The following is a 16,005-nucleotide window of genomic DNA, read 5'->3' as shown; positions in this document are numbered from 1 at the left end:
GCTTTCGAAGGCCTGACGCGACATGGCAACTGAACCCTCCAACGGCAGCGGGCAGAGCGCGACGGCGGAGGCCCCGAAGGAGGGCCTGAGCCCCGCGAACGGCGCCGGCGTGCTGAGCGTCGGTCGGCCCGAGGGCGGGCAGACCCACATCGTCCCGACCGTCGAAGGGCAGCGCATCGCGCTGACCTTCCCCCTCGAAGGGGCGAAGGTCGAGATGCGGGACGTCGATCTCGTCATCACCTTCCCCGATGGCGCGTCCCTGGTGCTGCTCGAGTTCGGTCTGCGCCTTCTCAACGAGAGCGCGGCCTCGCTCACCGTCAACGGCGTGCCCCTCAATGCCCAGTCGCTGCTCGCGCTGGTGAGCAACTTCGTGGCGTCGGACGTTCCGATCGTCCCGAACATGAGCTCGCAGGAGGCGCCCAAGACCCTGTCCCAGAAGGAGGCGGGAAAGGAGCCGCCTCCGCCCCAGCCCCCCGCGTCGCCGGTCGTGGAGGTGAAGGCCGAGCCGCCCAAGCCCAAGACCAACGACAACGTTCAAGCCGCCAACACCCACACCGGCGACTACGACACGCCTCCCGCTCCGCCGCTGCCGCCTGCGAAAGCCGCGCCTGCCAGCGACGCCACGCCCGGTTCCTCGTCGAAGAAGGTCGTCGAGAACACCCATACCGGCGACTACACGACGCCCCCGACCGCGTCGTCCGACGGGGACAAGACCGGCTCGGGCAACGGCACCACGGATCATGCCCATAACGGCACCAGCGATCACGCCAACAACGGCACCAGCGACTACACGAACACCGGCACGAGCAATTTCACCAACAACGGCACCAGCGACCATACCGGGACCGGCGATACCGACCACGTCGGCAACGGGACCGGGGTCGGAGCCGGGCAGTACGACATCCCGACGCCGAAGATCACGGCGGCGCTGTTCGGGATCGTCGGCGTCGCGACGAAGGCGCTCGCGGCCGGAGGTCAGGAGATCGGTGGCGCCCTGACCGTGGCGCCCGCCGACACGGACACGCATTACGCGGCCCAGTCGGCGACGGACACCATCACGGGAACCGCCTTCGCGGATGTCATCCACGCGGACGACCCGACCTATGCCGGGGTCGGGACGACCTCCCGCACGGTGCAGATCACGACCGCGATGCCCAACACGGATTGGGTCATCAAGGGCGTGCACGTCTCCGATCTGCCGGCGGGGGTGAGCCTCGTCGGGGTGACGGCGGTCAACGGCGTCTACACGCTCCCCTTCGATCCGGCGAACCCGTCGGCGACCACGCTCAACCTGCAATACACCCTGCCGGACGGCCTGACGCAGAAGGACGCCAACGGGTTCTACGGGTTCTTCAGTCTCAAGCTGGACTACGACATCGCGAGCGACAGCCTGCACACCGCGACCACCACCGCGGGCACCGTGCAGTTCGCCGTCCGCGACGTGACCGACGAGGCGAGCGCCGCCTACACGGATCCGGTGACCGGCCTCCCGGTCTACGTGCTCTGGGCGAACCCGCCCGGGACCGCCGTCGATGCGGGCCTCGGCGACGACACGGTGATCGCCGGGGCGGGGCCCGACACGCTGGACGGCGGCGCCGGGACGAACCTGCTCTCCTACGAGACGTCCAATGCGGGGGTCACGATCAACCTCGCGACCGGGGAGGCGGCCGGCGGATACGCCCGCGGCGACCGCTTCGCCAACTTCCAATCCGTGGAGGGAAGCCGCTACGCCGATCACCTGATCGGCGATGGCGGCGCCAACACGCTGATCGGCGGGGCCGGCGCGGACACCCTCGAAGGCGGCGGCGGCATCGACACGGCCGACTACGCCACCTCCGCCGCCGCCGTGACCGTCGATCTCGCAGCGGGTACGGGCTTGGGGGGCGACGCCGCAGGCGACGTCCTCGTCGGCATCACGAACCTCGTCGGCTCGGCCTTCGGCGACCTCCTGACCGCCGGGGCGGCGGGGAGCGGCCTCGCGGGCGGGGCGGGCGACGACACCCTGGTTTCGGGGCTCGGGCCGGACACGCTCGACGGCGGGGCCGGGATCGACACCGTCGACTATTCCGCCTCCACGGCGGCCGTCAGCGTCGATCTCGCCCTCGGCCGCGGCAGCGGCGGCAGCGCCCAGGGCGACCTCCTGACCTCGGTCGAGAACGTCATCGGCTCCGCCTTCGCGGATGTCCTCACGGCCTCCGCGAGCGGCAGCCTGCTGCAGGGCGGCGCCGGCGACGACACCCTCGCCGCGGGCGCCGGGCACGACACCCTCGACGGCGGCGCGGGCACGGACATCGCCGACTACGCAGCCTCGACCACGGGGGTCTCCGTCAACCTCGCGACGGGCCTCGGTGCCGGCGCCTATGCCGAGGGCGACACCCTCGTCTCCATCGAGGGCGTGATCGGGTCGGCCTTCGCCGACACGCTCACCGCCGGCGCGACGGGCAGCCTGCTCCAGGGCGGGGCAGGGGACGACACCCTCGTCTCGGGGGCGGGGGCCGACACCCTCGACGGCGGGGCCGACACGAACACCGCCGACTACTCCGCCTCCTTGGCCGCGGTCCGCGTCGATCTCGCCACGGGGGCGGTCTCCGGGGGCGCCGCCCAGGGGGATGTCCTCGTCAACATCCAGAACGCCGTCGGCTCCGCTTTCGCCGATCGTCTCGTCGCCGGGCAGGGCGGCAGCCGCCTCTCCGGCGGCGCGGGCGACGACACCCTCGTCGCCGGCCTCGGGGCCGACATCCTCGAGGGCGGCAGCGGCAGCGACACCGTCGACTACGCCGCCTCCGCCGACGCGGTCAGCGTCTCCCTCGCCCGGGGGACCGGCGCGGGCGGCAGCGCCCAGGGCGACCGGCTGATCGGGATCGAATCCGTGATCGGCTCGGCCGGCGCGGACATGCTCATCGGCGATGCGGCCGCCAACCTGCTCTCCGGCGGGGCGGGCAACGACACCCTCGTGGGCGGCGCGGGGGCCGATACCCTCGACGGTGGCGCCGGGCGCGACACCGCCGACTACTCCGCCTCGGCGGCCGGTGTCTCCGTCGATCTCTCGACGGGCATCGTCGGCGGCGGGGACGCGCAGGGCGACAGCCTCGTCTCCATCGAGAACATCCTCGGATCGGCCTTCGCCGACCGGCTCGCGGCCGGGGCCCCCGGCAGCCTCCTCGTCGGCGGTGCGGGCGACGACACCCTCGTCGCGGGCCTCGGGGCCGACACCCTCGACGGCGGCAGCGGCCGGGACATCGCGGACTATTCCGCCTCCTCGGCTGGTGTCACGGTCGACCTTGCCGCCGGCTCCGCGAGCGGCGGGGATGCCGCGGGCGATACCCTCGTCTCCATCGAGAGCGTGGTCGGCTCGGCCTTCGCCGACCGGCTCACGGCCGGGACCACGGGCAGCCTCCTCTCCGGTGGCGCGGGCGACGACACCCTCGTCGCCGGCCTCGGGGCCGACACCCTCGACGGCGGCGCCGGGCGCGATACGGTGGACTACTCCGCCGCCACCTCCGGCCTGATCGTCGATCTCGTCGCCGGAACGGCTTCGGGCGCCGCCGCCGCGGGCGATACGCTCATCTCGATCGAGAGCGTCGTCGGATCGGCCTTCGCCGACCGGTTCATCGCCGCCGCGGCAGGAAGCGCTCTGTATGGCGGGGCCGGCGACGACACCCTCGTGGCCGGTGCGGGGCTCGATACCCTCGACGGCGGCACGGGATCCGACACCGTCGACTACACCGCCTCCGCCTCCGGCGTGACGGTCGATCTCGCCGCCGGGCAGGGAATGGGCGGGTACGCCCAGGGCGATATCCTCGTCTCCATCGAGAGCGTGGTCGGCTCGGCCTTCGCCGACCGGCTCACGGCCGCCGCGGCGGGGAGCGCCCTGCATGGGGGCGCCGGCGACGACACCCTCGTCGCGGGCGTCGGGGCCGACCTCCTGGACGGCGGCGCCGGGACGGACATCGTCGATTATTCCGGATCGACCGCCGGCATCAGCGTGAATCTCGCCACCGGCCTCGTCGGCGGCGGGAGTGCCGACGGCGACACGCTCCTCTCCATCGAGAGCGTGGTCGGATCCGCCTTCGCCGATCGGCTCGTGGCCGGGGCCACCGGCAGTCTCCTCGCCGGCGGGGCCGGCGACGACACCCTGGTGGCCGGGGGCGGCGCCGACACCCTCGACGGCGGCACCGGGTCGGATACCGTCGATTACTCCGCCTCCTCGGCCGGCGTCGCGGTCAACCTCGCCACCGGGCGCGGGGCCGGCGGGGATGCCCAGGGCGACGTCCTCTCGAACATCGAGACCGTGATCGGCTCGGCCTATGCCGACACCCTCACCGCATCGGCCGTCGGCGGCGCGCTGTATGCGGGGCTGGGGGACGACACCCTCGTCGCCGGGGCGGGCGCGGACAGCCTGGATGGCGGCGGCGGCACGGACACGGTCTCCTACGCGACCTCCACCGCGGGCGTGACCGTCGATCTCGCGCGGACCACCGCCCAGGTTTCGGCTGGCGATGCGGCGGGCGACATTCTCGTCTCGATCGAGGGCGTGATCGGATCGGCTTTCGCCGACCGGCTCATGGCCGCCGCCGGCGGCAGCACCCTGAAGGGGGGCGGCGGCAACGACACCCTGAAGGCCGGGATCGGGGCGGATACGCTGGATGGCGGCGCCGGCAGCGACACCGTGGACTATTCGGCCTCCACCGGGGCGGTGCGCGTGGACCTCGCCACCGGGCAGGGCTCGGGGGGCTATGCCCAGGGCGATGTCCTCGCCTCCATCGAGAACGTGACGGGTTCCGCCTTCGCCGACCGCCTCATCGCCGCCGCGGCGGGCAGCGCGCTCCAGGGTGGAGCGGGGGACGACACCCTCGTGGCCGGCATGGGGGCGGACAGCCTCGATGGCGGGGCCGGCAACGACACGGTGGACTATTCCGCCTCTACCGGGGCGGTGAGCGTGGACCTCGCCACTGGGCAGGGCTCGGGGGGCTACGCCCAGGGCGATCTCCTCACCGGCATCGAGAGCGTGGTGGGATCGGCCTTCGCCGACCGCCTCGCCGCGGCGGCGGCGGGCAGCGCGCTCCAGGGTGGAGCGGGGGACGACACCCTCGTGGCCGGGTCGGGCGCGGACAGCCTCGATGGCGGCGCGGGCTCCGATACGGTCGATTATTCCGCCTCCACCGGGGCCGTCACCGTCGACCTCGACGCACGCACGGCCTCCGGCGGCTCCGCGCAGGGCGACAGCCTCGTCTCCATCGAGGGCGTCATCGGCTCGGCCTTCGCCGACACCCTGACCGCCGCGGCGGCGGGCAGCCGCCTCACGGGCGGGGCGGGGGACGACACCCTCGTCGCCGGGGCCGGGGCCGACATGCTGGACGGCGGCTCCGGCCAGGACACGGCCGATTACTCCGCCTCCGCGGCGGCGGTCGGCGTCAATCTGGCCACGGGCCAGGGGACAGGCGGCGCCGCGCAGGGCGACACCTTCGTCTCCATCGAGAGCGTGATCGGCTCGGCCTTCGCCGACACCCTCACCGCCGCGGCCACCGGCAGCGTGCTGCGGGCGGGTGCGGGCGACGATACCCTGGTGGCCGGCGCGAGCGCGGACACCCTCGACGGCGGCAGCGGGCGCGACACGGTCGACTATTCCGCCTCCAGCGCCGCGGTCGGCATCAACCTCGCCGCCGGCACCGCCTCCGGCGGCTTCGCGCAGGGCGACACCCTCGTCTCCATCGAGAACGCGGTCGGATCGGCCTATGACGACCTCCTGACCGCGGCGGCGGGGGGCAGCTCCCTCTCCGGCAGCGCGGGGAACGACACCCTCGTCGCGGGCGCCGGAATCGACAGCCTTGATGGCGGCAGCGGGTCCGACACCGCGGACTACTCCGCCTCCACCGCCGCGGTCGCGGTCAACCTGACGGCCACGAGCCAGAACAGCGCCTTGGGGACCGTCGCCGCCGGCGCCGGCCTCGGCGGCTATGCCGACGGGGACAGCTATCTCGGGGTGGAGAACGTCGTCGGCTCGGCCTTCGCCGATACGCTCTATGCCGGATCGACCGCGGGGCGTCTCCAGGGCGGCGCGGGGAACGACACCCTCGCGGCGGGGGCGGGCGCCGACACCCTCGACGGCGGCGCAGGCTCGGACACCGCGAATTACGCTGCGTCGACGGCGGGCGTCTCCGTCAACCTCGCCACCGGGTTCGGCAGCGGCGGCTATGCCCAGGGAGACGTGCTCGTCTCCATCGAGACCGTGATCGGGTCCGCCTATGCCGACACGCTCACCGCATCGACCGGCGGCAGCACCCTGAAGGGCGGCGCGGGCAACGACACCCTGGTTGCCGGGGCCGGCGCGGACAGCCTCGACGGCGGCGCCGGGACGAACACCGTCGACTATTCCGCCTCCACTGCGGGCGTCACGGTCAACCTAACCACCGCGAGCCAGACCGGCGCCTTCGGCACCGTCGCTGCGGGCGCCGGCCTCGGGGGCCATGCCGCGGGCGACAGCTATGCCGGCCTCCAGAACGTCATCGGTTCCGCCTTCGCGGACACCCTCTATGCGGCGGCCGCGGGGGGAAGCCTCCAGGCCGGCTCGGGCAACGACACCCTGGTCGCCGGGGCGGGGGCAGACAGCCTCGACGGCGGCGCCGGGACGGATGTCGTCAGCTACGCCCTGTCGAACGCCGCCGTGACGGTGAACCTCGCCACCGGGGCCGCGGCGGGCGGCTACGCGGCCGGCGACGGCGTCCTGAACGTCGAGGGCCTCACGGGCTCCGCCTACAACGACACGCTGACCGGCAGCGCGGCGGCCAACACGATCCTCGGCGGCGCCGGCAACGACACCATCGAAGGCCTCGGCGGGGCGGACACCCTGGACGGCGGCACCGGCACGAACACCCTCTCCTATGCGAACTCCACGGCCGGCGTGACCGTGGACCTCAACCTGACCACCGCCCAGGTCTCCTCCGGCGACGCTTCGGGGGATGTCGTCGCCAACTTCCAAGCCGTTCTCGGGTCGGCCTATGACGACCGCTTGATCGCGCTCGTCGGCTCCGGAGGCGCCTCGGGCAACCTCCTGAAAGGCGAAACCGGCAACGACACCCTGGTGTCGGGGGCCGGCAACGACACCCTCGACGGCGGCGTGGGCACGGACACCGCGGATTATTCGGCCTCGACCGCCGCGGTGACGGTGAGTCTCGGAGCCGGGACGGCCTCGGGGGGCTACGCGCAGGGCGATACCCTCACCCTGATCGAGAACCTCGTCGGTTCGGCCTACGCGGACACCCTCACCGGCGACGCCACCGCCAACCTCCTCTCCGGCGGCGCTGGCAACGACACCCTGGCGGGTGGCGCGGGGGCGGACACCCTCGACGGCGGCGCCGGTACCGATACCGCCACCTACGCGGCTTCCTCCACCGGGGTGACCGTGAATCTCGCGACAAACCTCAATTCCGGCGGCGACGCCGCAGGCGACGTGCTGCTCAACGTCGAGGACCTCACGGGATCGTCCTTTGCCGACCGCCTGACTGGCGATTCCCACGCCAACCTTCTCTCCGGTGGCGCCGGCAACGATACTCTGGCGGGTGGCTCGGGTGCCGATACCCTCGACGGCGGCGCGGGCACGGATATTGCCGACTACTCCGCCTCCGCCACAGCCGTGACGGTTAGCCTCGCCGCGGGGACCGGCTCCGGCGGTGACGCGGCCGGGGACACGTTGATGTCCATCGAGGGCGTGATCGGCTCGGCCTTCGCCGACACCCTCGTCGCCGCGGCGGCGGGAAGCGCTCTCAGAGGCGGCGACGGCAACGACACCCTCAAGGGCGGCGCGGGGACGGACACCCTCGACGGCGGCGCCGGCATCGATACGGCAGACTACGCGGCTTCGAGCGCCGCGATCACGGTCAACCTCGCGACGGGAATCAATGTCGGCGGCGATGCGGACGGCGATACGATCCTCGACGTCGAGAACGTCGTCGGCTCGGCCTACGACGACAGTCTGACCGGTGACGGCAACGCCAATCTCCTCTCCGGCGGCGCCGGCAACGACACCCTGATCGGCGGCGGGGGCGCGGATACCCTCGACGGCGGTGCAGGCACCGACACCGCCGACTATGCCGCCTCCGGCCTCGCCGTCTCCGTGAACCTCTCCACCGGGATGGGATCGGGTGGCAATGCCGACGGCGACGTCCTCGTCTCGATCGAGAATATCGTCGGCTCGACCTATGCCGACGTTCTCACCGGCGACGCCAATGCCAACCTCCTCAAGGGTGGGGCGGGGGACGACACCCTCATTGGCCTCGGCGGGGCGGATACCCTCGACGGCGGCACCGGGTCGAACACCGCGGACTACTCGGCCTCCGCAGCCGGGGTCGGCGTCAACCTCGCGGGCACCTTCTCGATCCAAGCCTTCAGCGTCACCGTCGCCGCGGGCACCGGCACCAAGGGCGACGCCCAGGGTGACACGCTCCTGAACATCCAGAACATCATCGGCTCGGCCTATGCCGACGTGCTCGCTGCGAACGAGAACGGAGGACGGCTCACGGGCGGGGCGGGGGACGACACCCTCATCGCCAAAGCGGGCGCGGACACCCTCGACGGTGGCACTGGCAGCGACTTGGCCGATTACAGCTATTCGACCGCCGCCGTGACCCTCAACCTCTCGACGGGCGCGGCGTCCGGCGGCTACGCCCGGGGCGACACGCTGATCTCGATCGAGCGGGTCATGGGCTCGTCCTATAACGACACGCTCACTGGCAACGCGACGGCGAACGACCTCTCGGGTGGTGCGGGCAACGACACGATCGAGGGGCTCGGCGGGGCGGACACCCTCGATGGCGGCGCCGGCATCGACACGGTCGCCTACACGAACGCGGCGGTAGGCGTCATCGTCGACCTGAACCTCACCACCGCACAGCTCTCGAATGGCGACGCGTCCGGCGATGTCCTGACGAATTTCGAGAACCTCACGGGTTCAGCCTACGATGACACGCTGACGGCGCTGGTCTCTGCCGCCGGCTCGGACGGCAGCGTCCTCTCCGGCGGTACCGGCAACGACACACTGGTTTCGGGCGCGGGCAACGACACCCTCAACGGTGGTTCCGGATCGGACACCGCGTCCTATGCGGCCTCCACCGCAGGCGTCACCGTCGACCTCAATCTCGCGACGGCGCAGAATTCCCCCGGCCACGCCGCGGGCGATATCCTCACCGACATCGAGAACCTCATCGGCTCTGCCTTTGCCGACAGCCTGACGGCGCTCGCTGCCGGCAGCGCTCTTGCAGGCGGGGCGGGCAATGACACGCTGATCTCCGGTGCGGGTGCGGACACGATCGACGGTGGCGCGGACACCGATACGGTGTCGTACGCGAATTCTACCACCGGGGTGACGGTGGACCTGATGCTCGCCACCGCGCAGACCTCTACGGGCGATGCCAATGGCGACGTCCTCAGCAACGTCGAGAACATCATCGGCTCGGCCTACGACGACAGGCTTACCGCGATCCTCTCGGCGTCCGGCAGCGCCGGGAGTTTCCTCCAGGGTGGGGACGGGAACGACACCCTCGTCGCCGGTGCCGGGGCGGACACCCTCGACGGCGGCAACGGCACGAACACGGTCGATTACGCGCTGTCCACGGTCGGGGTGACGGTCAATGTCGGTTCTACCGCCGGCGCCTATGCCGCCGCGGGAACCGGGGCAAGCGGCTACGCCACGGGCGATACCTACACGAACATTCAGAATGTCGTCGGTTCGGCCTTCGCCGACTACGTCTATGTCAATGGATCGGGAGGCTTGATCGCCCTCGGCACCGGCAATGACACCGTCATCGCCGGTGCCGGGACCGACACGATCGATGGCGGTGCCGGCAGCGATACGGTCGACTATTCCTGGTCCAACGCCGCCGTGACGGTGAATCTCGCCGCTGGGACCGCCTCCGGAGGATATGCTGCGGGGGACCGCCTCTCGAACGTCGAGAGCCTCAGCGGCTCCAGTTACAACGACGTGCTGACTGGCGATGCCAACGCCAACGCCCTCAGTGGCGGAGCGGGCAGCGACACGATCGAAGGTGGCGCGGGCAACGATACCCTCGACGGAGGCGCCGGCAACGATACGCTCAGCTATGCGAGCGCAACGAGCGCCGTGCGGCTCCTGCCGAACTACGCATTGTCTTACAACACCGTTGGCGCTGGCATCGACGTCACGTCGAGCTTCGAGGTCATCGTCGGCTCGAATTACTCGGACATCATCAACCTTCAATACGGCGGCATCCAGGTCAACGCGGGGAGCGGCAACGACCTCATCTATGACAACGGCAACAATGGCCTGATCGGCGGCGGGGCCGGCATCGACACGGTCACCTTCTCGGGCAGCTTCTGGGGCGGCGGCGTCACCGTCGATCTCGCCGTGGCTACCACCAACGCGACGCGGGCCTGGGGCGGATACGCCATGGGCGATTGGTTCACCGGCGTCGAGAACCTCGTCGGTTCGAGCACCGGCGACTATCTCGCCGGTGATTCCGGTACCAACGCCCTCGACGGCGGCGGCGGCAACGACGTCCTCAAGGGCGGTGCAGGCGACGACATCCTCTTCGGCGGAAGCGGCAACGACACGCTGATGGGCGGCGCGGGAGCGGACGCCCTGATCGGCGGCGCGGGCACGGATACGGCAAGCTGGGCCGGTTCCTCCTCCGGCGTGACCGCGAATCTCGCCACCGGCATCGCCTATGGTGGCGACGCCGGTACGCAAGGAGCGGCGACGGCCTACACCAATGCGAGCCTCGTCGCGGGTTGGGGCTTCTTGGAGGGCAGTGGCGCCACGGCAACGGCGATCAACACCGGTACCGCGATTGCGCTCAACGGCCAGACGAGCTGGACCGCCGGCCCGACGAACCACAGCTCGGCCCTCGATTTCAAGGGCCGCGGCTCCAACGATACGGCGACCATCGGCACGCTGTCGCTCGGCGACAGCTTCACCATCTCCACCTGGGTGAACTTCGACAATCCGACGAGCGGCGTACAAGAGGGCGTCTGGAAGATCGGCACCGCTAACAATCAGTGGCTGTTCCTACAGAAGCAATCCAACGGAAACCTCTACGCCGAAATCCGTGGCGATCTCGCTGGGGCGACGACCCTCGGACAGAGCATCGCGGGCGTTGCCGCCTCCTCGAGCTACATCGTCGCCGATCAGTGGATGAACGTCGCCGTGACCTATCAGGCGGGACGGCTTTCCCTCTACATCAACGGTGATCTGGCCTCGAATACGGACAGCGCGGTCATCCTCCCGACGGGCGGGACCTTCACCAGCAACTATCTCGGCCGCGACTCCAACGCCGCCAATCTCCTCGATGGCCAGGTCGATGACTTCGCGGTCTTCAACACGGCGCTGACCCAGTCGGAGATCAAGCAGCTTGCCACCCAGGCGAGCGGGCTCGAATCCGCCGGCCTCGTCACCGATACCCTCGCGCAGATCGAGAATCTCACCGGAACGGATTACGCCGATACGCTGACGGGCGATGGGGGCGCCAACGTCCTTGATGGCGGGGCGGGCGACGACACGCTCATCGGCGGGGCGGGCGACGACACGCTCGTCGGGGGAGCAGGCGCCGACATCCTCGACGGGGGCGCCGGAACGGACACGACATCCTACGTCACATCGGCCGCCGCGGTGACCGTGAACCTCGCCAACCAGACGGCAAGTGGCGGTGATGCCCAAGGCGACACCCTCACCTCCATCGAGAGCGTGACCGGCTCGACCTATCACGACACGCTGACGGCGACGGATACGGGCTCCACGCTCACGGGCGGCGCCGGCAATGACACCCTCACGGGCGGCGCCGGCAACGACACGATCAGGGGCGATGACGACCTCGGCAAGCTGACGACCTACGCGGTGGCCGTCGCGAACGGCCAGAACCTTCTCACCAACGGCAACTTCGAGGCTTATTCCACCGGCCGCTACACGAACGGCAACGTCGCGACGGGATCGGGCTACGTCGGTACCGGCTGGCAGACCGCGAACAACCAGATCCAGATCAGCGACAGCGTCTATCTCGCCAGCGGCTCCGCGGAGAACCAGTCGCTGCGCATGTTCACGGGTGGGACCACGGACGTCTGGCAGACGGTCTCGACCACCGCCGGCCGTACCTATCTCGTCCAGTTCGACCTCGGAAATCTCGCCAACTATTCCGCGCAGCTCAGTATCTTGGTCAACGGCACGAAGATCGACACGGTCGGAATCGGTGCCTTCCCGAACTCCTGGCAGACCTTCGATTACCTCTTCACCGGCACCGGCAGCGACAAGGTCGAGTTCAAGCTCGCTTCGTCAGACGGCGGCTCGATCATGCTCGACAACGCCGTCGTGATGGAGGCGGGCGGCAACGATTCCATCACCGGTGGTGGCGGCGACGACACGCTCGATGGCGGCTACGGTAACGATCGCATCGACGGCGGCGACGGCAATGACCGGGTCATCGGCGGGCTCGGCAACGACATGATCGTTGGCGGCATCGGCAACGACTTCATCAGCGGTGACGCGGACTCCTTTGGATCGATTGGCCTCGAGACCTTTGACACCGGGAACTCCAGCTGGATGACAGCTGGGGGAAGTGTCGTCCCGACCGTGCAACTCCTCGACGGCAACGCCGTCCTGGGCAACATTGCTGGAAGCGGCAACAACAGCACCTGGGCGCAGCAGATTTCGAGGAGCTACCAGCTCACGGATCCTTCCACTGCTACGACCACGATAAGTCTCGACGTCTACGTGCTCGATTCCGCCGATGGCGGAGAAGGCGTCCGGATTTATGCGAATGGTGCCGCGATTCTCACGGTGACAAACAGCACCGGCTGGTCGGGAAATTTGAGTCTCTCGAACCTCACGTTTCAGAGCGCTGCGGACGTAACCTACACGGCGAACCTGACCCAGGGAAACTATTCGTCGTATTGGAGCGGCAACGACAACAAGATCTCGCTCACCATCACGCTGCCCACGCCCTCGAACGGTGTACTGACCCTCGGCTTCGGCGCCAATTTCAACGAAGCCAGCAACAATGAGAGCTTCGCCGTCGACAACATCAACGTTCCGGGCTCTGGCGTCATCGGCGATGCCACCGCGGGCGGGGACGACACCATCACGGGCGGCGCCGGAAACGACATCATCGACGGCGGTATGGGAACCGACACGGCCATCTATTCCGGGAATCGCTCGGCCTATACTGTCACCTACGCCCTCTCGACGGTGACCTATACGATCGCGGGGCCCGACGGGACCGACACCGTCAAGAATGTCGAGAAGTTCCAGTTCGATGACGGGACGCTGACGGCAGCCCAGCTCATTGCCGGCATGGGCATCGCTGTCACTCAAAACACCATCGCCGAGGGCAGCGCCTCGGGGACCGCTGCTGCAACTCTCGCGTCGAGCGATGGGTCCTCCCAGACCTACACCATCACTGGTGGCGCCGACGCTTCCTTGTTCGTGCTCTCCGGCAACAATCTCGTGCTGGCGAGTGGTGCGAGCCTCTCCTACGCCGTCGCCGCCACGCGAATGGTGCAGGTGACGGCGACCGCTTCGGATGGGTCGACCCACGTCCAGGATGTCACGATCAACGTTTCCGATGTCGCGCCGACCGTGACCTCGGCGGCGACCCACACGATGAACGAAGGCCAGACGGCCGCCGCCACCGTCGCCGCCACCGATCCCAGCGGCCCCTCCGTAATCGGCTTCTCGATCAGCGGAGGCGCGGACGCCAACCTCTTTACCATCGACGCCTCGACCGGCGCCCTCAGCTTCAGGAACGCGCCAAGCTACACCAGTCCCTCTGACAAAGACCATGACAACATCTACGAGGTGACGGTCGCAGCCTCCGACGGCCATCTCACCACCACGCAGGCGGTGCAGATCACCGTTGCGGACGTGGCGCCGACCATTACCTCGGCGGCGAGCTGCACGGTCAACGAGGGCCAGACCGGCGCTGGTGCCGTCACCGCCACCGACCCCGGCAGCACGGCGCTGACCTATTCCGTCAGTGGCACAGATGCGGGGCTGTTCGCCATCGATGCCTCGACCGGTGCCCTGACCTTCAAGGCCGCGCCGAGCTACACCAATCCTTCGGACAGCGACCACGACAACATCTATGATGTGATGGTCGCGGCTTCCGACGGCCATCTCACCACCACGCAGGCGGTGCAGATCACCGTTGCGGACGTGGCGCCGACCATTACCTCGGCGGCGAGCTGCACGGTCAACGAGGGCCAGACCGGCGCTGGTGCCGTCACCGCCACCGACCCCGGCAGCACGGCGCTGACCTATTCCGTCAGTGGCACAGATGCGGGGCTGTTCGCCATCGATGCCTCGACCGGTGCCCTGACCTTCAAGGCCGCGCCGAGCTACACCAATCCTTCGGACAGCGACCACGACAACATCTATGATGTGATGGTCGCGGCTTCCGACGGCCATCTCACCACCTCCCAGGCGGTGCAGATCACCGTTGCGGATGTGGCGCCGACCATCACCTCGGCGGCTAGCCGCACGGTTGCGGAGAATACGGCGGCTGCGGGCACGGTGACGGCCACGGATCCTGGCAGCACGGCGCTGACCTATTCCATCAGCGGCACGGATGCGGGGCTGTTCGCGATCGACGCCTCGACGGGCGCTCTCACCTTCAAGGCGTCACCCGACTACGAGCAGCCCTCCGACGCCGACCATGACAACATCTACAAGGTGACGGTTGCGGCCTCGGACGGCCATGCCAGCACCAGCCAGGCGCTCCAGATCACCGTCGACAACGTCAACGAGGCGCCGCATGTCACTGCGAACTCCACCTCGCCGAGCGTGGGCGAGGGACAGGCCGGCGCTTCGGTGACGCGTTTCACGGCCAGCGATCCCGATGCCGGCGACAGCGTTGCGGTCTCTCTCTCCGGCGCCTATGCCAGCCTCTTCGAGATTTCCGGCACCACCCTCGAACTCAAGTCCGGCGTCGCCCTCAACCACGCTGCCCGATCCTCCTACGCGCTGACGCTCACGGCCACCGACAGCCACGGTCTGACGGACAGTTACGGGATCACCGTGCAGGTTGCCCAGGAGAGCGATCAGGTCACGCTCACCGCGAGCGGAGCGGGCGAGACGCTCGATGCCTCCGGCCACGCCATGGGCACGGCGGACTTCCACAGTTCCGACGCCGCGGTCGACATCAATCTCGCCAACGGCTCGGCTTCAGGCGGATACGCCCAGGGGGACACCCTCACCGGCATCCAGCATCTCGTCGGCTCGTCCCACGACGACTGGCTCACGGGCGGGACAGAGAACAACGACCTCTATGGCGGTGACGGCAACGACACGATCGCTGGCGGAGCCGGGATCAACTTTCTCTCCGGCGGCGCGGGCAACGACACCTTCGTCGCCGGCGGCGGCCTCGATGTCATCGACGGCGGCAGCGGGACGAATACCGTGGACTTCAGCCAATCCACCGCCGCCATCGTGGTCGACCTCTCGGCCCGCACCGCGAGCGGCGGCTACGCGGCTGGGGACACGCTCACCAACATCCAGAACGTCGTCGGCTCGACGCATGACGATGCGCTGACGGGTACGGGGGGAAGCATCCTATCCGGTGGAGACGGCAACGACACCCTCACGGGCGGCGGCGGAGGATTCCTCTCGGGTGGTGCAGGCAACGACGTCTTCTACGTCGATGGCTCAGGCTCCGACACGATCGACGGGGGGACGGGTTCCGACGCCGTGCACTTCGTCGGCAGCGGCAACATGGTCCTCACCGGCATCTCGGGGGTCGAGGAACTCGATTTCGGAGGCGGCAGCAGTGCAATCATCGATTCCACGATCCTGACGGACCTCGCCCCGGCGAGCAACGTCTTGACCATCAATCGCACCGGCAGCGATACGGTCACGCTCTCGGGGGCGACGGATACCCATTCGACGACCGTCGAGCACGGCATCACCTACGAGGTTTTCCAGATGATGGACGATCACAACACCCAGATCGACATCCATCTGCAAGTGGCCTGACGGGATCGGGGTGGCAG

General features: G+C 69.4%; 1 protein-coding gene. It reads left to right on the top strand.

Features of this window, described 5'->3' with window-relative positions; genetic code table 11:
- Positions 1-22: 22 nt before the first annotated feature.
- The gene (locus tag MMB17_RS02140) at positions 23-15,988 is read left to right on the top strand and encodes a beta strand repeat-containing protein (RefSeq protein ID WP_241100907.1); all 15,966 of its coding nucleotides are present in this window, start codon (positions 23-25) and stop codon (positions 15,986-15,988) included.
- Positions 15,989-16,005 lie beyond the last annotated feature (17 nt).

This window comes from Methylobacterium organophilum, assembly GCF_022533465.1.
GTDB lineage: Bacteria > Pseudomonadota > Alphaproteobacteria > Rhizobiales > Beijerinckiaceae > Methylobacterium > Methylobacterium organophilum.
Note: the sequence above shows the minus strand (reverse complement) of the source record. Positions and strands in the feature narration are given on the sequence as shown.

Excerpts from the sequence above, each read along its gene's own strand:
- MMB17_RS02140 (WP_241100907.1), top strand. The coding sequence starts at position 23 with ATGGCAACTGAACCCTCCAACGGCAGCGGGCAGAGCGCGACGGCGGAG.